Origin of the sequence: Raoultella sp. T31 (assembly GCF_002806725.1) — a bacterium.
In the GTDB taxonomy this organism is placed as follows: Bacteria; Pseudomonadota; Gammaproteobacteria; order Enterobacterales; family Enterobacteriaceae; genus Klebsiella; species Klebsiella electrica.
Genome location: NZ_PIBO01000007.1, coordinates 1 through 19,614 on the forward strand (window position 1 = coordinate 1; position 19,614 = coordinate 19,614).

General features: G+C 56.4%; 17 protein-coding genes, 1 other RNA gene and 1 pseudogene. 4 read left to right on the forward strand and 15 right to left on the reverse strand.

Translation table 11 applies throughout. The features are described 5' to 3' along the window. The 8 genes and pseudogenes from CWM52_RS06675 to CWM52_RS06710 all read right to left on the reverse strand — a co-directional run. Positions 1-173 (reverse strand): annotated as a pseudogene (locus CWM52_RS06675) (NAD(P)-dependent oxidoreductase); the annotation flags it as partial. Between the two features lie 83 nt (positions 174-256). Next, positions 257-3,130, reverse strand: coding sequence for an aminomethyl-transferring glycine dehydrogenase (gcvP, locus tag CWM52_RS06680; RefSeq protein ID WP_100683390.1), 2,874 nt, complete (start codon positions 3,128-3,130; stop codon positions 257-259). 114 nt (positions 3,131-3,244) lie between these two features. Beyond that, positions 3,245-3,634, reverse strand: a complete 390-nt coding sequence (gene gcvH / locus CWM52_RS06685; RefSeq protein ID WP_100683391.1) for a glycine cleavage system protein GcvH — start codon at positions 3,632-3,634, stop codon at positions 3,245-3,247. A 25-nt stretch (positions 3,635-3,659) separates the two neighbouring features. Then, positions 3,660-4,754: a glycine cleavage system aminomethyltransferase GcvT gene (gene gcvT, locus CWM52_RS06690; protein WP_100683392.1), complete on the reverse strand. Its 1,095-nt coding sequence runs from the start codon at positions 4,752-4,754 to the stop codon at positions 3,660-3,662. A 434-nt stretch (positions 4,755-5,188) separates the two neighbouring features. Continuing rightward, positions 5,189-6,391, reverse strand: coding sequence for an FAD-dependent 2-octaprenylphenol hydroxylase (ubiI, locus tag CWM52_RS06695; protein WP_100683393.1), 1,203 nt, complete (start codon positions 6,389-6,391; stop codon positions 5,189-5,191). Positions 6,392-6,401: 10 nt separating this feature from the next. Further along, positions 6,402-7,580: a 2-octaprenyl-6-methoxyphenyl hydroxylase gene (gene ubiH, locus CWM52_RS06700; protein WP_100683394.1), complete on the reverse strand. Its 1,179-nt coding sequence runs from the start codon at positions 7,578-7,580 to the stop codon at positions 6,402-6,404. After that, the gene (gene pepP / locus CWM52_RS06705) at positions 7,577-8,893 is read right to left on the reverse strand and encodes a Xaa-Pro aminopeptidase (RefSeq protein WP_100683395.1); all 1,317 of its coding nucleotides are present in this window, start codon (positions 8,891-8,893) and stop codon (positions 7,577-7,579) included. Before pepP ends, ubiH begins: the two co-directional genes overlap by 4 nt. Before the next feature lie 23 nt (positions 8,894-8,916). Further along, positions 8,917-9,495, reverse strand: a complete 579-nt coding sequence (locus CWM52_RS06710) for a YecA family protein (RefSeq protein ID WP_133121729.1) — start codon at positions 9,493-9,495, stop codon at positions 8,917-8,919. 166 nt (positions 9,496-9,661) lie between these two features. Here CWM52_RS06710 and zapA point away from each other — a divergent pair, with 166 nt between their 5' ends. The 3 genes from zapA (at position 9,662) to CWM52_RS06730 (ending at position 10,914) form a co-directional block, all read left to right on the forward strand. After that, the gene (gene zapA / locus CWM52_RS06720; RefSeq protein WP_100683397.1) at positions 9,662-9,991 is read left to right on the forward strand and encodes a cell division protein ZapA; all 330 of its coding nucleotides are present in this window, start codon (positions 9,662-9,664) and stop codon (positions 9,989-9,991) included. A gap of 41 nt (positions 9,992-10,032) precedes the next feature. Further along, positions 10,033-10,216, forward strand: a non-coding RNA gene (gene ssrS / locus CWM52_RS06725) — 6S RNA. Positions 10,217-10,317: 101 nt separating this feature from the next. Next, positions 10,318-10,914 (forward strand): 5-formyltetrahydrofolate cyclo-ligase, encoded by a 597-nt coding sequence (locus tag CWM52_RS06730; RefSeq protein ID WP_100683398.1) that lies wholly within the window; start codon positions 10,318-10,320, stop codon positions 10,912-10,914. Between the two features lie 378 nt (positions 10,915-11,292). Here CWM52_RS06730 and serA read toward each other — a convergent pair whose 3' ends face one another. Together serA and rpiA are read right to left on the reverse strand one after the other, a co-directional pair. Beyond that, positions 11,293-12,525 carry a phosphoglycerate dehydrogenase gene (serA, locus tag CWM52_RS06735; protein ID WP_100683399.1) on the reverse strand — a complete coding sequence of 411 codons (1,233 nt, stop codon included), beginning with the start codon at positions 12,523-12,525 and terminating at the stop codon, positions 11,293-11,295. 267 nt (positions 12,526-12,792) lie between these two features. Then, on the reverse strand, positions 12,793-13,452 hold the full coding sequence (rpiA, locus tag CWM52_RS06740; protein WP_004867416.1) for a ribose-5-phosphate isomerase RpiA: 660 nt from the start codon (positions 13,450-13,452) through the stop codon (positions 12,793-12,795). Between the two features lie 167 nt (positions 13,453-13,619). Between rpiA and argP the strand changes: the two genes are divergently transcribed. After that, the gene (gene argP / locus CWM52_RS06745) at positions 13,620-14,513 is read left to right on the forward strand and encodes a DNA-binding transcriptional regulator ArgP (RefSeq protein ID WP_004867418.1); all 894 of its coding nucleotides are present in this window, start codon (positions 13,620-13,622) and stop codon (positions 14,511-14,513) included. Between the two features lie 53 nt (positions 14,514-14,566). Here argP and CWM52_RS06750 read toward each other — a convergent pair whose 3' ends face one another. From CWM52_RS06750 to pgk, 5 genes are all read right to left on the reverse strand, one after another. Further along, on the reverse strand, positions 14,567-15,328 hold the full coding sequence (locus CWM52_RS06750; protein WP_100683400.1) for an oxidative stress defense protein: 762 nt from the start codon (positions 15,326-15,328) through the stop codon (positions 14,567-14,569). 85 nt (positions 15,329-15,413) lie between these two features. Next, positions 15,414-16,055 carry an arginine exporter ArgO gene (gene argO, locus CWM52_RS06755; RefSeq protein WP_100683401.1) on the reverse strand — a complete coding sequence of 214 codons (642 nt, stop codon included), beginning with the start codon at positions 16,053-16,055 and terminating at the stop codon, positions 15,414-15,416. 131 nt (positions 16,056-16,186) lie between these two features. Continuing rightward, the gene (gene mscS, locus CWM52_RS06760; protein ID WP_100683402.1) at positions 16,187-17,044 is read right to left on the reverse strand and encodes a small-conductance mechanosensitive channel MscS; all 858 of its coding nucleotides are present in this window, start codon (positions 17,042-17,044) and stop codon (positions 16,187-16,189) included. Between the two features lie 187 nt (positions 17,045-17,231). Further along, a complete protein-coding gene (fbaA, locus tag CWM52_RS06765) occupies positions 17,232-18,311 on the reverse strand; it encodes a class II fructose-bisphosphate aldolase (protein WP_100683403.1) in 1,080 nt (359 codons plus the stop codon). A gap of 97 nt (positions 18,312-18,408) precedes the next feature. Continuing rightward, on the reverse strand, positions 18,409-19,572 hold the full coding sequence (gene pgk / locus CWM52_RS06770; RefSeq protein WP_100683404.1) for a phosphoglycerate kinase: 1,164 nt from the start codon (positions 19,570-19,572) through the stop codon (positions 18,409-18,411). Between the last annotated feature and the right edge of the window lie 42 nt (positions 19,573-19,614).

Sequence of the window (19,614 nt, forward strand, 5' to 3'; positions counted from 1 at the left end):
AGAGGCTTTGTCGCTCAGCAGCCAGGCGATGGCCTGTGCGACCTCCTCCGGCTGCCCGCCGCGAGCATCCCGCTATAGATAAAGCCGGGACGCACGCCGTTGACGCGAATCCCCTGCGCCGCCACTTCCAGCGCCAGCAGCAGCGCCGTCGCCTGACCTATTCCGCGGCTGGCGCCGGTAATCAGTGCTATAGCCATCCTCTCCCCCAAAAAATAAAGGCGCCGAAGCGCCTTTAAAAGATAGTCCAGTCAGTGGATTACTGGTATTCGCTCATCGGTACACAGGAGCAGAACAGGTTACGGTCGCCGTAGACATCGTCCAGACGCTTCACCGTCGGCCAGTATTTATTCGCCAGACCAGCCGGGAATACCGCCAGCTCGCGGGTATACGGATGATGCCATTCCGCCACCAGCTCACCCTGGGTATGCGGGGCGTTCACCAGCGGGTTATCTTCCAGCGGCCACTCGCCCGCTTTCACGCGATCGATTTCACTACGAATCGCCAGCATCGCCTCTATGAAGCGGTCCAGCTCAACTTTGCTTTCTGATTCCGTCGGCTCAACCATCAGCGTACCGGCAACCGGGAAGGACATCGTCGGCGCGTGGAAACCGAAGTCGATCAGACGCTTAGCAATATCCAGCTCGCTGATACCGGTCTCTTCTTTCAGAGGACGAATATCCAGAATACATTCGTGCGCCACGCGACCGTCGCGACCGGTATAAAGCACCGGGAACGCCTCTTTCAGGCGGGTCGCGATGTAGTTAGCATTGAGGATTGCCATCTGGCTCGCCTGCTTCAACCCTTCGGCGCCCATCATACGGATATACATCCAGCTGATTGGCAGAATGGAAGCGCTGCCGAACGGTGCAGCGGAAACCGCGCCCTGACGGGTCAGCATCCCTTCTATCTGTACCACGCTGTGGCCCGGAACAAACGGCGCCAGATGCGCTTTGACGCCAATCGGTCCCATACCCGGACCGCCGCCGCCGTGCGGAATGCAGAAGGTTTTGTGCAGGTTAAGGTGCGAGACGTCCGCGCCGATAAAGCCCGGAGAGGTAATGCCGACCTGGGCGTTCATGTTGGCGCCGTCGAGGTAAACCTGCCCGCCGGACTGATGCACTATCTCGCACACTTCGCGGATCGTCTCTTCGTAAACGCCGTGCGTTGACGGGTAGGTCACCATGATGCAGGAGAGATTTTCACCCGCCTGCTCCGCCTTGAGGCGCAGATCCGCAAGATCGATGTTGCCGTTTTTATCACAGGCGACAACCACAACCTGCATACCGGCCATCTGTGCCGATGCCGGGTTGGTGCCGTGCGCAGAACTTGGGATCAGGCAGATGTCGCGATGGCCTTCGTGGCGGCTTTCGTGATAGTGGCGAATAGCCAGCAGGCCCGCATACTCGCCCTGCGCGCCGGAGTTTGGCTGCATGCAGACGGCATCGTAGCCGGTCAGTTTTACCAGCCAGTCGGAGAGTTGGGCTATCATCTGGTGGTAGCCTTCCGCCTGCTCCGCCGGGCAGAACGGGTGCAGCTCGGCAAATTCAGGCCAGGTGATCGGGATCATTTCCGCCGCGGCGTTGAGCTTCATGGTGCAGGAGCCCAGCGGGATCATCGCCTGGTTCAGCGCCAGATCTTTACGCTCCAGCGAATGCATGTAGCGCATCATCTCGGTTTCGCTGTGGTAGCGATTGAACACCGGGTGCGTCAGGATCGCGTCGTTACGCAGCATGCTTTCCGGGATCGAGCAGCTGTCGAGCGCCACGTCTTTATCCAGCGTCTCAATATCCAGACCACGATCGTCGCCAATAATGGCGCGGAACAGGTTCAGCACATCTTCGCGGGTTGTCGCTTCATCAAGGGTGATGCCAACGGCATTATGGATGTCGCTGCGCAGGTTAATTTCCAGCGCTTCGGCGCGTGCCAGCACCGCCGCTTTGTCAACCACTTCCACGCACAGGGTGTCGAAGTAGTGGGCGTGGCGCAGCCTGAGCCCTTTTTTCTGCAGCCCGTCGGCCAGAATATCGGTCAGGCGATGGATACGGCTGGCGATGCGCTTGAGGCCCTCTGGCCCGTGGAACACCGCGTACAGGCTGGCGATATTTGCCAGCAGTACCTGGGAAGTACAAATATTGGAGTTCGCTTTCTCGCGACGGATATGCTGTTCGCGGGTCTGCATCGCCATACGCAGCGCGGTATTACCGGCGGCATCTTTTGATACGCCGATAATACGGCCCGGCATCGAGCGTTTAAATTCATCTTTTGCGGCAAAGAAAGCCGCGTGCGGGCCGCCGTAGCCCATCGGCACGCCAAAACGCTGGGCGGAGCCAAAGACGATGTCGGCCCCCTGTTTGCCCGGCGCGGTCAACAGAACCAGCGCCATGAAGTCGGCGGCGACGCTGACCACGACTTTGCGTGCTTTCAGTTCGGCGATCAGCGTGCTGTAGTCATGAACTTCGCCGGTGGTGCCTACCTGCTGCAGCAGTACGCCGAAAACGTCCTGATGGTCGAGCGCTTTTTCCGCCTCATCAACGATGACATCAAAACCAAAGGTTGCGGCGCGGGTGCGCACCACGTCCAGGGTCTGCGGATGTACGTCGGCGGCAACGAAGAAGCGATTCGCATTCTTCAGCTTGCTGACGCGTTTAGCCATCGCCATCGCTTCAGCACCGGCGGTCGCCTCATCCAGCAGCGAGGCGGAGGCGATATCCAGCCCGGTCAGATCGAGGGTCACCTGCTGGAAATTCAGCAGTGATTCCAGGCGGCCCTGGGAAACTTCCGGCTGGTAAGGGGTGTAAGCGGTATACCAGCCCGGGTTTTCCAGCATATTGCGCTGAATAACCGGCGGCAGCTGCACGGCGGTGTAGCCCATGCCGATGTAAGACTTGAAGCGCTTGTTGCGACCGGCGATCGCCTTCAGCTCCGCCAGCGCGGCGAATTCGGTAGTCGCGTCACCCACCTGTGGAGGGGTCGCCAGCTGAATATCCTGCGGCACAATCTGGCCAGTCAGAGCGTTAAGCGAATCGGCGCCGACGATATTCAGCATCTCCTGCTGTTGCTGAGCATCCGGACCGATGTGACGTTCAATAAAGGCGCCGCGGTTTTCAAGCTGACCTAAAGTCTGAGTCATGAGCGAGGGTTCCTGAAACGTGCAGTGAATCGTATGTGTCTTTACTTACCTGAACAGACAAAAATCATTCACGCTGCCGGCAGCGGATGCCCGCAGCGTGAAGGAGTAAGATATTTACTCGTTTTCCAGCAGTGCCGCATAGGCAACCGCGTCAAGCAGGGCCGCAACCTGTGTTTCATCGCTGGCCTTAATTTTGAAGATCCAGCCGTCTGCGTACGGGTCGCTGTTCACCAGTTCCGGAGAGTCGTTCAGCTCTTCGTTCACCGCCACAATCTCGCCGCTAATCGGGGCATAAATATCCGAAGCCGCTTTCACCGACTCGGCAACCGCGCAGTCGTCGCCTGCTTCAACAGTTGTGCCGACGTCCGGCAGATCGACGAAAACCATATCGCCAAGCAGTTCCTGGGCATGTTCGGTGATCCCGACGGTGTAGGTGCCATCAGCGTCTTTGCGCAACCATTCGTGTTCTTTACTGTATTTCAGTTCTGCTGGTACGTTGCTCATCAATTAATCTCCAGAAAAGGGGGAATCACACCACGGCTTTGCCGTTGCGTACAAAAACAGGTTTAGTCACTTTTACCGGCATTTCGCGGTTGCGAATCTGCACAATGGCCGTCTCGCCGATACCTGCCGGTACGCGCGCCAGCGCGATACTGTAGCCCAGCGTCGGCGAGAAGGTGCCACTGGTGATAATACCTTCTTTCTGATTACCGTCTGCATCGCTAAAGCGCACCGGCAAACCGCCGCGCAGGACGCCTTTCTCGGTCATCACCAGCCCCACCAGTTGCTCGGTACCTTTTTCACGCTGCAGTTCCAGCGCTTCGCGGCCGATGAACGCGCGATCGGCGGGTTCCCAGGCAATGGTCCAGCCCATATTCGCCGCCAGCGGAGAGATGCTTTCATCCATCTCCTGACCATACAGGTTCATCCCCGCTTCCAGACGCAAGGTATCGCGAGCGCCCAGACCGCACGGCTTCACGCCAGCGTCCAGCAGGCCACGCCAGAAATCAGCGGCCTGCTCATTCGGCATAGCGATTTCGTACCCGGCTTCACCGGTATAACCGGTGGTCGCAATAAACAGATCGCCGGCCTGCACGCCAAAAAATGGTTTCATCCCTTCTACAGCCTGACGCTGTGCGTCGGTGAACAGGGTTGCCGCTTTCGCTTTCGCCTGCGGCCCCTGTACGGCAATCAGCGAAAGATCGTCACGGACCGTCACCTCAAGACCATAGGGTTCAGCCTGCCGGGTAATCCAGGCGAGATCTTTTTCACGGGTGGCGGAGTTAACCACGAGGCGGAAATAATCTTCGCGAAGGAAATAGACAATCAGGTCATCGATGACGCCGGCGGACGCGGTAAGCATGCCGGTATACAGCGCTTTGCCAGGCACCGTCAGCTTCGCGACGTCGTTAGCCAGCAGATGGCGCAGGAACTCCCGAATGCGGCTGCCGTGGAAATCGACGATGGTCATGTGCGAAACATCGAACATTCCGGCGTCGCCCCGTACCGCATGGTGCTCATCAATCTGGGAACCATAATGTAGCGGCATCATCCAGCCATGGAAGTCCACCATGCGAGCGCCGCACAGCGTGTGTTGTTCATACAACGGAGTCTGTTGAGCCATCTTTTCCTCATCGAATAAAACGGAACCCGCTACTGGGGTGGGCGATGTCATTGGGGCGATTTCGCACCAGGAAATCCGCCGTCGGCGCGATGTCCAGGTGCCGACGCAAACGTTCTCTTTGGCCTGAACTTACCACCGAACCCGGCGCTAAACCATAAGCTAAATCAGAACATCACATTAGCTTATGACTAAAAGTCGCCAAAAAGACTACAGAGTTATTGACTGGAAAAAAGCGATTTACGCCACATAAAATTAACATATGAGACTAACAACACCGAGCATGATGGTATTTTATGCGAAAAAAGAGGCCTGATTTCTGTTTCAAAAAAAGAGAGGCATTAATAAAACTAATGCGAAAAAATGGGTGAGATTAGATTATTTCAAATGAGAGGAGAAAACCCGGCGCGGAGCCGGGAGAGAGAAGTGTGACGCGCTTAACGTAACCAGGCAGGAAGATCGTTTAGGCCCATTGCCTGGCGGATCAACTGCGGTTTGACGCCAGGTAGCGTATCCGCCAGTTTGAGGCCAATATCGCGCAGCAGTTTCTTCGCCGGGTGGCTGCCGGAGAACATTTCGCGAAAGCCCTGCATCCCCGCCAGCATCATCGCGGCGCTGTGCTTGCGGCTACGTTCATAGCGACGCAGGTACAGGTACTGACCAATATCTTTGCCCTGCGCATGCAGACGACGGAGTTCATCGATCAGTTCCGCTGCGTCCATAAAGCCCAGGTTCACCCCCTGGCCGGCCAGCGGATGGATGGTGTGCGCGGCATCGCCAACCAGCGCCAGGCGATGGGCGGCAAACTGGCGCGCGTAGCGACCGGTCAACGGGAAAGTCTGACGCTCGCTTGCCAGCTGGCACAGGCCAAGCCGGTTATCGAAGGCAATATTCAACGCCTGATTAAACGCCGCCTCGTCGGCCTGCTGCATCCGCTGCGCTTCCTGCGGCGCTAGCGACCAGACTATCGAACACAGATGCGGATCGCTCAGCGGCAGAAACGCCAGAATGCCGTCGCCGTGGAACGCCTGACGGGCAATCGCCTGGTGCGGCTCTTCGGTACGAATGGTGGCCACCAGCGCATGATGGCGATAGTCCCAGAACGTCAGCGATATATCCGCTTTGTTGCGCAACCACGAGTTCGCGCCATCGGCGCCGACCATCAGCCTGGCGGTCAACATCTTGCCATCCTGCAGGTTGAGAAATGCTTCGTTTTCTCCCCATGCCACCTGCTGCAACTGAGCCGGGGCCAGCAGCGTGACATCGGCGCAACGCTGCGCCTTTTGCCACAGCGCATGATGAACGACCGCATTTTCAATAATATGGCCAAGGTGGCTGAAACCCATACTCTGGTCATCAAAGCTGATGTGGCCAAAGCTGTCCTTATCCCACACTTCCATTCCGTGATAGCAGCTGGCGCGCCGGGCGATAATCTCCGGCCAGACATCCAGCCGGGTAAGCAGTTTTTCGCTGGCGGCGTTAATGGCGGATACCCGCAGCGCCGGCGGCGCGTCGGCGTTTAACGGCTGCGGCTCGGCTTGTTCCAGCACCGCAACCCGCAGCCCGCTGCCCTGCAAACCGCAGGCGACCGCCAGGCCCACCATGCCACCGCCAACAATGGCAACATCAACACTTTGCACGTTCAACTCCTTAACGAGGAACCCAACCGAGGGTACGCTGCGCCAGCGCGTCGCGCGCCGGGGTGAATAATTCCATCGCCATCAGACCCACGTTGCGCCCCGCCACCAGCGGTGCCCAACGATTAGCAAACAGATGCACCAGCCCATCGGTCACACCGATGGTCGCGGCCTTATCATCCGCTCGCCGCGCCTGATAGTGACAAAGAAGCGAGTAATCGCCGGGATCCTGGCCGTCAGCGCAGGCCTGCGCCAGCGTTTCCGCCAGGCTCATCACATCCCGCAGGCCGAGATTAAAGCCCTGCCCGGCGATGGGATGCAGCGTCTGCGCCGCATTACCGACCAGCGCCAGGCGATGGGAAACCGGGCGCGTAGCGGTAGTCAACGCCAATGGATAAACGCTGCGCTTCCCGGCATGCGTGATGCGCCCTAGCCGCCAGCCAAACGCCTGCTGCAGCTGCTCGCAAAATTGTGCGTCGGACCACCCCAGCAGCTCATCGCGCCGCGACTGCGGGTGGCACCAGACCAACGAACAGCGTCCGTGCGACATCGGCAGCATGGCCAACGGACCCTGTTCGGTGAAGCGTTCGAAGGCGCGCCCTTCATGGGGCAACACCGTGCTGACGTTGGCAATAACCGCCAGCTGTTCGTAGGGCTGCTGCTGCCAGTTCATGCCGCAGCGGGCGCCCAGCGTGGAGCGCGAACCGTCGGCGGCGACCAGCAGCTGGCCTGCGATCGTCTCGCCGCTATCGAGGGTCATGCTGACGCCCTCCTCCCGTCGGGTGACGTCTTCAACTTTCGCCGGGCAATGCAAGGTAATCCCCGGCGCTTCGCGCAGTTGCGCAAACAAGCGCTGGCCGATATCGTGCAGCTCCACCACCTGGCCTAGCGCCGCCAGACCGTAATCCTGCGCCTCGAGAGTCACGAATCCCGCGTGCCCACGGTCGCTGACGTGAACGCGCTGAATCGGCGTCGCGCAATCGGCAATGCCTTGCCAGATGCCGATACGCGCCAGCTGCTGGCAGGTTCCCGCCGCCAGCGCAATCGCGCGGGCATCAAACCCCGGATGCTGCGATGAATCCGGCGGCGCCGCCTCGACCAGATGCACCGGCAGCGCGCCGTCGGTTAAACGGGAAATAGCTAACGCCAGCGTCGCCCCGGTCATCCCTCCGCCAACGATCAGGACGCTCATGACCGCCGCACCGCCGCCATCAGCGCCTCGATATCGTCGGCTTTTTTCACCACGCCAGCGGTCAGGTTTTCGTTACCGTCTGCGGTAATGACAATATCGTCTTCAATACGCACGCCAATGCCACGATACTGCGGCGGCACATCGGCGTCGACGGCAATATAGAGACCCGGTTCGACGGTCAATACCATACCCGGCTCAAGGAGACGCGAACGATCGACATCGTAGCGACCGACATCATGGACATCGAGTCCCAGCCAGTGGCTCAGGCCGTGCATAAAGTACGGACGGTGGGCGTTGTTCACCATCAGCTCGTCGATATCCCCTTTGAGGATGCCGAGGCGCACCAGACCGCTAATCATGATGCGCACCACCTGCTGGTTAACCTGCTGAATCGAGGTGCCAGGACGGTAAAGCTCCAGCGCGGTTTCCAGCGATTCGAGGACAATATCGTAAATCTCGCGCTGCGCCGGGCTGAATTTACCGTTCACCGGGAAGGTGCGGGTAATATCGCCGGCATAGCCGCGGTATTCACAGCCGGCGTCAATCAGCACCAGGTCGCCATCGCGCAGCTCGGATTCGTTTTCCGTGTAATGGAGAATACAGCCGTTTTCCCCACCGCCGACGATGGTGTTATAGGAAGGAAAACGGGCGCCGTGGCGGTTGAATTCATGCAGAATTTCCCCTTCCAGCTGGTATTCGAACATGCCCGGACGGCATTTCTGCATCGCACGGGTATGCGCCAGCGCGGAAATTTCGCCAGCGCGGCGCATCACCTCCAGCTCTTCCGGCGATTTAAACAGGCGCATCTCATGCACCATCGGCCGCCAGTCAATCACTGAGCCGGGCGCCTGCAGATTCTGGCGCACGCCTTTACGCAGTTTTTCCAGCGCGGTGAAGACGATTTTGTCGGCACAGGCATATTCGCCCTGGGCAAAATAGATAGCATCAAGGCCGTTAAGCAGCTGGAATAATTGCTGATTAATTTCGCTGAACGCCAGAGCGCGGTCGACGCCCAGCTTTGACGGCGCGGCCTCCTGCCCCAGACGACGGCCGAACCAGATCTCTGCGGTCAGATCGCGAACGCGGTTAAACAGCACGCTATGGTTGTGGGTGTCGTCGCTTTTAATCAACACCAGCAGGGCTTCCGGCTCATTAAATCCCGTGAAGTACCAAAAATCGCTGTTCTGCCGGTAGGGGTATTCTGAATCGGCGCTGCGGACCGCTTCCGGTGCGGCGAAAATCAGCGCGGCGCTGCCTGGCTGCATCTGCGCCAGCAATGCCTGGCGACGAGAAAGAAATTCCTGCTGTGTCATGACGCCCCCTCAACAAATTATCGTTAGTGTAATGTTGGCTTGCGAACTTCCGGTGCGGTTGGCTGCTGGCGAGAAAAGGTTTCGTGGCACAGCAGCGCAGCGACGCGCACGTACTCGATAATCTCTTCCAACGACATCTCCAGCTCTTCCTGATCTTCGTCTTCGTCGTACCCCAGTTGCGCAATGTTACGCAGGTCGTCGATGGCTTCGCCGGTGTCGTCTTTGATTTTATCCAGTTTAGGCTGCGTGACGCCCAGTCCGAGCAGGAAATGGTTAACCCAACCGGCCAGCGCGTCGGCACGTTCAAACACGCTGACCGCGTCACCTTCCGGTAAATAGAGCTGGAACAGGAAACCGTCGTCTTCCAGCGAGTCGCTGGTCACGGAATGGATGGCGCGCAGAGACTCGGCCAGCTCATGCCCGAATGCAAGGCCTTCGTTTGTCAGGTCGTGCACCAGCGGCTGCCAGCTGCTGTCTTTATTGCCGCCGCACAGGATCCCACTGATCAAACCGTGCATTTCGGCCGGGGTTAAGCCCACGCCCTGTTGGTTCAGTAACTGGTCTACGGCGTTGTAGCCAGGCATTTCGTTCTGTATAGACATGCGCATTCGTCATCGTTGGGAGGAATATTCATGATATGCTACCACTTTGGACCCTGGTGAACCAGAATAGGGCTTGTACCTTCGCACCAGGGTAGCTATAGTGTCGCCCCTTTGCAGCCCCGGATTCGGGCGTGAAGGCCGCGCAGTCAATCAGCAGGAAGGTGGCATGTCTGCACAACCCGTCGATCTCCAAATTTTTGGCCGTTCACTGCGTGTGAATTGCCCGCCTGAACAAAGGGATGCCTTGAATCAGGCAGCTGATGACCTGAATCAGCGGTTGCAAGATTTAAAAGAACGCACTAGAGTCACAAATACTGAGCAGCTGGTCTTCATCGCCGCGTTGAACATCAGCTACGAGTTGACTCAGGAAAAAGCGAAAACCCGCGATTACGCCTCCAGCATGGAACAGCGTATTCGGATGCTTCAGCAGACCATCGAACAAGCGTTGCTTGAGCAAGGTCGCACAAGCGAAAGAACCGGGCCGAAGTTTGAATAACACTTTGCAGTTAACTGTGTTAGAGTAAGCGCAAGAACAAAATTTCTCTGAGATGTTTGCAAGCGGGCCAGTCCCCTGAGCCGATATTTCATACCACAAGAATGTGGCGCTCCATGGTTGGTGAGCATGCTCGGTCCGTCCGAGAAGCCTTAAAACTGTGACGACGCATTCACCTTGAACCAAGGGTTCAAGGGTTACAGCCTGCGGCGGCATCTCGGAGATTCCCTTCTTTTTCGTTTCCCCTTCCCTAAGTTAATTTTCGGCTTTTGCCGTCGTGTATTAAACTACGCCTGTTTGTATCGTTTGCTTACCGATGAGACTCAGGTATGACTCTACTGTCAGATCCCCCCTATACCAGGCAGCAAATTCGCCAGCAGATCCGACAACGCCGACGCGCGTTAACGCCGGAGCAGCAAACGCAGTTCGCCCTCCAGGCGGCGGACAGAATGATGGCGTATACGCCGGTTCTGCTCGCGCATACGGTCGCGGTATTTCTTTCGTTTGATGGCGAGCTGGATACGCGGGCGCTGATTGATCAGCTCTGGCGGGCGGGCAAACGGGTCTATCTCCCCGTGCTTCATCCGTTCAGCCCCGGCAATCTTCTGTTTCTGCACTACCACCCAAGCAGCGATCTGGTGGTGAATCGCCTGAAAATCCGCGAACCGAAGCTCGACGTCCGGGATGTCCTCCCTCTGAGCCAGCTGGATGTACTGGTAACGCCGCTGGTCGCGTTTGATGCCGCGGGACAGCGCCTGGGAATGGGCGGCGGATTTTACGACCGGACGCTGCAAAACTGGCGGCAGCATCGCCTGCAGCCGGTCGGCTACGCTCATGATTGCCAACAGGTCGACGCGCTGCCGACGGAGCAGTGGGATATCCCGCTGCCCGCAGTCATCACGCCGTCAAAAACCTGGCTCTGGTAAAATGCCCGAACAATTGACATTGCTGATTTTTTCACCTAAATTCCTGGGTAAAGGGTGAGGGAGGCGAACCTCCCTCCTGCATTCTCTCTGTTAATATACCGGCCAGGCAATGATTAACAGGATAAGCAGCATGATGAAGAGTCTCATCATCGTCCCTTTCCTTTTAGAGCCCCTGCCTCGGTAGGGGCTTTCCCGTATCAGCCCCACGCAGAGTCTTTATCGTAGATTCCTTTCTTTCAGGCACAACGACTTCAATCGGCTTTAATCACCGTTTGCGGCAAGACTCGCAAAGCGTTTGGTATGGCGACGGGAAATTGCAGAAGGGTCTATCAGGAGAAAAGGGGCAGGTCGATGACCTGCCCGCTGGCAAAAAAGAAGTTAGAACAGCAGACGGGCGCGAATGGTACCCGGGATTGCCTTCATGGCCTGCAGCGCTTGCTGAGCTACATCTTCTTCAGCTTCAATATCAATGACCACATAGCCCATCTGCGGCGTGGTTTGCAGATACTGCGCTGCAATGTTGATGCTCTGCGTGGCAAAGATCTGGTTGATAGCAGTCAGCACGCCCGGACGGTTTTCGTGGATATGCAGCAAACGACGACCGCCGTGCAGCGGCAGCGACACTTCCGGGAAGTTCACCGCAGAGAGCGTTGAACCGTTGTCGGAATACTTCGCCAGCTTACCGGCCACTTCCAGACCGATATTCTCCTGCGCTTCCTGAGTCGAGCCGCCGATATGCGGCGTCAGGATGACGTTGTCAAACTCGCACAGCGGCGAGGTGAACGGATCGCTGTTGGTCGCCGGTTCGGTCGGGAAGACGTCAATCGCCGCCCCCGCCAGGTGCTTACGCGCCAGCGCATCGCACAGCGCAGGGATATCCACAACCGTACCGCGCGAGGCGTTGATCAGCAGCGCGCCAGGTTTCATCAGCGCCAGTTCCTGCGCACCCATCATATTTTTGGTGGAGGCGTTTTCCGGCACATGCAGACTGACCACATCGCTCATATTCAGCAGGTCGGAGAGATGCTGGACCTGGGTGGCGTTACCCAGCGGCAGTTTGCTTTCGATATCATAGAAATAGACGTGCATCCCCAGAGATTCAGCCAGAATACCCAGCTGGGTACCAATGTGACCGTAACCGATAATCCCCAGTTTTTTACCACGCGCTTCAAAACTGCCGACCGCCAGTTTGTTCCACACGCCGCGGTGCGCTTTGGCGTTAGCTTCCGGTACGCCGCGTAGCATCAGCAGCAGTTCGCCAATGACCAGCTCAGCAACGGAGCGGGTATTTGAGAACGGCGCGTTGAAAACGGGAATCCCGCGTTTCGCTGCCGCGTCTAAATCAACCTGGTTGGTGCCGATACAGAAACAGCCGACCGCCACCAGTTTTTCCGCTGCGGCAAAGATCTCTTCAGTCAGATGCGTACGGGAACGCAGGCCAATGAAATGGGCATCACGGATCGACGCTTTCAGCGCTTCGCTGTCCAGCGCACCTTTATGAAATTCGATATTGGTGTAGCCCGCCGCGCGAAGATTCTCCAGCGCTTTTTGATGCACACCTTCAACCAGCAGAAACTTAATTTTGTCTTTTTCCAGTGATACCTTAGCCATTTCCCCGTCCTGTTTTGTCTTATCTGATGTCGTGCCGAACGAAAGTTCTTCTCAGCAACATATCAAAAAAAACTATCGCGGCAATATGAACGTTTGCGTCGACGACCTGAAGAAATATCACGCAGAGGGAAATGACGGGACAAAACACCAGAAATAAAAGAAAAGGCAGATTGTTACTAAGGCATAGCACATAAATGTGACAGAAGTCACCAAATTCAGCCTGGAGAAAAAATATTTGCGGGGGAGCCATTCGCCCCCCCAATTATATTATTTTACGATGGTTTTCACGCCATCGGCGGTTCCGATCAGTGCCACATCCGCTCCGCGGTTGGCAAACAGGCCGACGGTGACGACGCCAGGAATACCGTTAATTTTATTTTCCAGCGCGATGGCATCCAGAATTTCCAGGCCGAACACGTCAAGAATCACGTTACCGTTGTCGGTCACCACGCCCTGGCGATACTCCGGACGACCGCCCAGCTTCACCAGCTCACGCGCAACGGCGCTACGCGCCATCGGGATGACTTCTACCGGCAGTGGGAATTTGCCCAGAATATCCACCTGCTTAGAGGCATCAGCGATACAGATAAACTTGTCGGCTACCGAGGCGATAATCTTTTCGCGGGTTAACGCCGCCCCACCGCCTTTGATCATCTGCATATGGCCGTTAATCTCGTCAGCGCCATCAACATAGATCCCCAGACGGTCCACGCTGTTAAGATCGAAAACCGGAATGCCAAGGCTTTTCAGTTTTTCGGTGGAGGCATCAGAGCTGGAAACAGCGCCTTCAATCTGCCCTTTCATGGTGCCCAGCGCATCGATAAAATGCGCGGCCGTGGAGCCCGTGCCGACACCCACGATGGTGCCCGGTTGTACATACTGCAATGCCGCCCAGCCTACTGCTTTTTTCAGTTCATCTTGCGTCATGATTATGGTCCGAGATGTGAATACCTGTGGCGCATTATAGAACACCGGGGGCGGAATTGTCCCTGCGGCACGGTCACACAACTGAACAGACCATTTTTCATCTTCATCAAAAGCGAATTTATGTCATAGTGCGAGTTAATGAAAAGTGACAGGGGTACGCCAGAATAATGAAACGACCGGACTACAGAACATTACAAGCGCTGGATGCGGTGATCAGAGAACGTGGGTTTGAGCGCGCCGCGCAGAAGCTATGCATTACACAGTCCGCCGTCTCTCAGCGTATAAAACAGCTGGAAAATATGTTCGGCCAGCCGCTGCTGGTCCGTACCGTGCCGCCGCGTCCGACCGAACAAGGACAGAAACTGCTGGCTCTGCTGCGTCAGGTTGAGCTGCTGGAAGAGGAGTGGCTGGGCGATGAACAGACCGGCTCCACGCCGCTGCTGCTGTCGCTGGCAGTCAACGCCGACAGTCTGGCGACCTGGCTTTTGCCCGCGCTGTCTAACGTCCTTTCCGACTCCCCTATCCGCCTCAATCTGCAGGTGGAAGATGAAACCCGAACTCAGGAACGCTTGCGCCGCGGCGAAGTGGTCGGCGCGGTGAGTATTCAGCCGCAGGCGCTGCCAAGCTGTCTGGTGGATCAACTCGGGGCGCTGGACTACCTGTTCGTCGCCTCGAAAGAGTTTGCGCAACGCTATTTCCCTAACGGCGTCACCCGCTCAGCGCTGCTGAAAGCACCGGTTGTCGCTTTCGATCATCTGGATGATATGCATCAGGCGTTTTTACAGCAGAACTTCGATTTGCCGCCGGGCAGCGTCCCGTGCCATATCGTTAACTCTTCTGAAGCCTTTGTGCAGCTTGCGCGCCAGGGCACCACCTGCTGCATGATCCCGCATCTGCAGATTGAAAAAGAGCTCAACAGCGGCGAGCTTATCGACCTCACGCCGGGGCTGTTTCAGCGTCGGATGCTCTACTGGCACCGCTTCGCGCCGGAAAGCCGGATGATGCGCCGGGTCACCGATGCATTGATCGATTACGGCCACAAGGTGCTGCGCCAGGACTAAACGCCGGTGATAAAAAAGCCACTTCAGATGAAGTGGCTTTTTGTTTTTATAGCTTACTGTGCCGCATCAGGCTGCTTAGCCGGCGCTGCGGGGGCCGCAGCGGGCTGAGCGGGCTGCAGTTCAAAAACAACATCGACCTGATCGTCAAACTGAATGGTCGCCTGCTCGTAGGTTTCCTGCGCGGAGACCGGCGCCGCATCGGCAGCCTTCATCATGCGTACCATCGGGCTCGGCTGATAGTTCGACACATGGTAACGCACGCTATACACCGGTCCCAGCTTGCTGTGGAAGCCTGACGCCAGCTCTTGCGCCTGATGTACCGCGTCATCAATGGCCGCTTTACGCGCTTTATCTTTATAGGCATCCGGTTGCGCAACGCCCAGCGAAACAGAACGAACTTCATTCAGACCCGCTTTCAGCGCGCCATCCAACAAACCGTTCAGCTTGTCCAGTTGACGCAACGTCACTTCGACGGTGCGCACCGCGCGGTAGCCTTTCAGAATGCTTTTGCCATTCTGATAGTCGTAATCAGGCTGGGTACGCAGGTTTGCTGAGTTGATATCTTTTTTGGCGATGCCATTCTTTTCGAGGAAAGAGAGATACTGCGCCACGCGATCGTCGGCCTGCTTTTTCGCCGATGCGGCGTCTTTCGCGGCAACGTTCACTTCAATCGCCAGAGTGGCGATATCCGGTACGGCGGCGACGCTGGCGGTACCCGAGGTTACAATGTGTGGGCCATTCGGCAATTCATTTGCCTGTACTGCCACCGCACTCAATCCGATTGCTGCCGCGAGGGCTATGAGTTTTAACTTCACTGTCGTTTCTCCATCTTACATTGGGTCGCCCGTCTACGGACGCATGTCTGCAAGCTTAACGCGTCCGCAGCGAAAGTCCATCGGACTAAGCCTGGTAAAAAAGGGCCTGGACATGCTGGAGACCATCTTTCGCCAGCTGCAGCGCAATAACCCCCATCACCAGACCGACCAGCACATTAATAATCCGCTGCGCTCGCGCAGTACGTAAGCGTGGCGCCAGCCACGCCGCCAGCAGCGCCAGGCCAAAGAACCACAGGAATGACGCGCTGATGGTGCCTAACGCAAACCAGCGCTTTGGCTCCACGGCCAGCTGTCCCCCCAGGCTGCCCAACACGACGAAAGTGTCGAGATAGACATGCGGGTTAAGCCAGGTGACCGCCAGCATGGTGACGATAATTTTCCAGCGCCCCTGCTTCATGACTTCCGCGCTGGCCAGTTCCAGGTTGCTGCTCAACGCCGTTCTCAGAGCGCCAAAACCATACCATAGCAGAAAGGCCACGCCTCCCCAGGTGACCAGTGCCAGTAGCCACGGCGACTGCATCAGCAATGCGCTACCGCCAAAAATACCGGCGCAAATCAGCAACAGATCGCTCAACGCGCACAGGAGCGCGATCATCAAATGATACTGCCGACGAATCCCCTGATTCATCACAAAAGCGTTTTGCGGGCCAAGCGGCAGGATCATCGCAGCGCCCAGCATAAGCCCCTGAAAATAATAAGATAGCATAATAAAAACCCTACTCTTTCGTCATAAGCGCAGACTATACAGCGGCGTTTTTATTAGAGGAAATGGAAAATATTTATTAACTATTAGCGATGCTAATAACAGGCCCGGCAGGAGACGCCGGGCCGGGGAGATTACTCAGAAGGCTCTTTGAGACTTTTAACATTCACATCCATCTGCGGATAGGGAAAGTTGATACCGTTGGCATCAAAATCGCGCTTCACACGTTCCAGCACATCCCAGTAGACGTTTTGCAGATCGCTGCTTTTACTCCACACGCGTACCACAAAATTGATGGACGATGCGCCGAGTTCATTCAGACGGACAACCCTTTCACGATCTTTAAGGATGCGATCGTCGGATTCAATAATATCGGTGATCAGCTTCTTCACCAGCTCAATATCGGAGTCATACCCCACGCCAATGATAAGTTCATTACGGCGTGCCGGCTCGCGCGAGAAGTTAGTGATATTGCCTTCGATCACCTTCTTATTCGGGATGATGATGATTTTTCCGTCAGCCGTGCGCAGCGTAGTGGAGAAAATTTGCACGTTGAGCACCGTCCCCGCCGTGCCGCCAAGATCAACGTATTCCCCTGCGCGGAACGGACGGAAAGTCACCAGCAGCACACCGGAGGCAAGGTTCGCCAGCGAGCCTTGCAGCGCCAGGCCTACGGCTAAACCGGCGGCGCCGAGGACGGCGATCACCGATGCCGTCTGCACGCCTACGCGGCCTAATGCGGCAATCAGGGTGAACGCGACAACGGCATAGCGCACCAGGGCGGACAGAAAATCGGCAACGGTCGCATCAATCTTACGCGCCAGCATCAGTCGGTTCACCGTATTAGAGATGACCCGTGCCACAATCATACCGACGATAATAATCGCGATAGCGGCAACGATATTGACGGCATAGCTCAGCAGGACTTCCTGATTGCGCACCAGCCAGGAACTGGCGTTGTGTAGGCTATCGCCAACGTTCAACTCTTCCATTTAATCTTCCTTATGAATACCCGTAGGGGGAATAAAAAACCAAACCTGTACAGCGACAGGTTAACTAAGGGTAAACAATATGCCCGTGTTTTGCCAAGTTGATCACAGTTCACCGCGAGATATCGCGTTGTTCAACCATAAAAAAAAGCCCGCTGTTCAGCGGGCTTTCGGGCAAGAAAAAGATTTTTTACAGAACGTCTACCGCGTTCAGCTCTTTAAATGCCTGCTCCAGACGAGTCACCATGGACGTCTGTGCGGCACGCAGCCATACGCGCGGATCGTAGTATTTCTTGTTCGGCTGGTCTTCGCCTTTCGGGTTGCCCAGCTGGCCCTGCAGGTAAGCTTCGTTGGTTTTGTAGTACTGCAGGATACCGTCCCAGGTTGCCCATTGGGTGTCGGTATCGATGTTCATTTTGATAACGCCGTAGCTTACGGAGTCTTTGATTTCCTGAGCGGAAGAACCGGAACCGCCGTGGAAGACGAAGTTCAGGCTGTTGTGCGGCAGGTTGTGTTTCTTAGAAACATATTCCTGAGAATCGCGCAGGATGGTCGGGGTCAGGACGACGTTACCCGGCTTGTACACGCCGTGTACGTTACCGAAGGAAGCGGCGATGGTGAAACGCGGGCTGATTTTGCTCAGCTCAGTGTACGCGTAATCAACGTCTTCCGGCTGAGTGTACAGGGCAGAAGCGTCCATGTGGCTGTTGTCCACGCCGTCTTCTTCGCCACCGGTGCAACCCAGTTCGATTTCCAGCGTCATGTCCATTTTGGCCATACGCGCCAGATATTTAGAGCAGATTTCGATGTTTTCGTGCAGGGACTCTTCAGACAGGTCGATCATGTGAGAAGAGAACAGCGGTTTGCCGGTAGCAGCGAAGTGTTTTTCACCCGCGTCCAGCAGGCCGTCGATCCACGGCAGCAGTTTCTTCGCGCAGTGGTCGGTGTGCAGAATAACCGGCACACCGTAGTGTTCAGCCATCTGATGAACGTGATGTGCGCCAGAGATAGCACCGAGGATTGCTGCGCCCTGAGGAACGTCAGTTTTCACGCCTTTGCCAGCGATAAACGCAGCGCCGCCGTTGGAGAACTGAACGATAACCGGAGCACGAACTTTTGCAGCAGCTTCCAGAACGGCGTTGATGGAGTCAGTACCCACACAGTTAACCGCCGGCAGAGCAAAGTTATTTTCTTTAGCTACCTGGAACACTTTCTGAACGTCGTCGCCAGTGATGACGCCCGGTTTTACGAAATCAAAAATTTTAGACATGTTACTTAATCCTGTATCTGTATCTTCGACCGTTGAAGAAGGTTCGCGAGCCTTTAAGCGCGCTGAAAAACAGGCGGGTTACCCCGCCTGAACTGAATTACTTCTTAGCGCGCTCTTCGAGCATGGCTACTGCTGGCAGAACTTTGCCTTCCACGAATTCGAGGAATGCGCCGCCGCCAGTGGAGATGTAGGAAATTTTGTCCGCAATGCCGAACAGGTCAATCGCGGCCAGGGTGTCACCGCCGCCGGCGATGGAGAAACCTTCGCTGTCAGCGATGGCGTTAGCCACGATTTCAGTCCCTTTGCGGAAGTTCGGGAATTCGAATACGCCGACCGGACCATTCCACAGAATAGTTTTCGCGTTTTTCAGGATATCAGCCAGTTTCTGTGCGGAAACATCGCCGAGGTCCAGGATCTGCTCGTCATCTTTGATGTCAGTAACAGATTTCAGCGTTGCGGTCGCTGTTTCGGAGAACTCAGTTGCCACGCGAACGTCGGTCGGAACCGGGATGTCGCAGGTGGTCAGCAGACGTTTCGCTTCGTCAACCAGGTCAGCTTCGTACAGGGATTTACCGACGTTGTGGCCCTGAGCGGCAACGAAGGTGTTGGCGATGCCGCCACCGACGATCAGCTGGTCAGCGATTTTAGACAGGGAATCCAGCACGGTCAGTTTAGTGGAAACTTTAGAACCACCCACGATAGCAACCATCGGACGAGCCGGCTCTTTCAGCGCTTTACCCAGCGCGTCCAGTTCAGCCGCCAGCAGCGGGCCTGCGCACGCAACATCGGCGAATTTACCGATACCGTGAGTGGAAGCCTGAGCGCGGTGTGCGGTACCGAAAGCGTCCATCACAAACACGTCGCACAGCGCCGCGTATTTCTTAGACAGCGCTTCGTCGTCTTTCTTCTCGCCTTTGTTAAAGCGAACGTTTTCCAGCACGACCAGTTCACCGGCAGCCACTTCAACGCCATCCAGGTAGTCTTTAACCAGACGTACCGGGTTAGACAGTTTGTCTTTCAGGTAATTAACAACCGGCAGCAGAGAGAATTCTTCGTTGTACTCGCCTTCGGTCGGACGACCCAGGTGAGAAGTAACCATCACTTTAGCACCCTGTTTCAGCGCCAGCTCAATGGTCGGCAGAGAAGCACGGATACGCGCGTCGCTGGTTACTTTCCCGTCTTTGACTGGTACGTTCAGATCGGCACGGATAAAAACGCGTTTACCAGCCAGATCCAGATCGGTCATCTTAATTACAGACATGGTGAATCCTCTCAATGATTCTTAAAGTTTTGCAGACGCCAT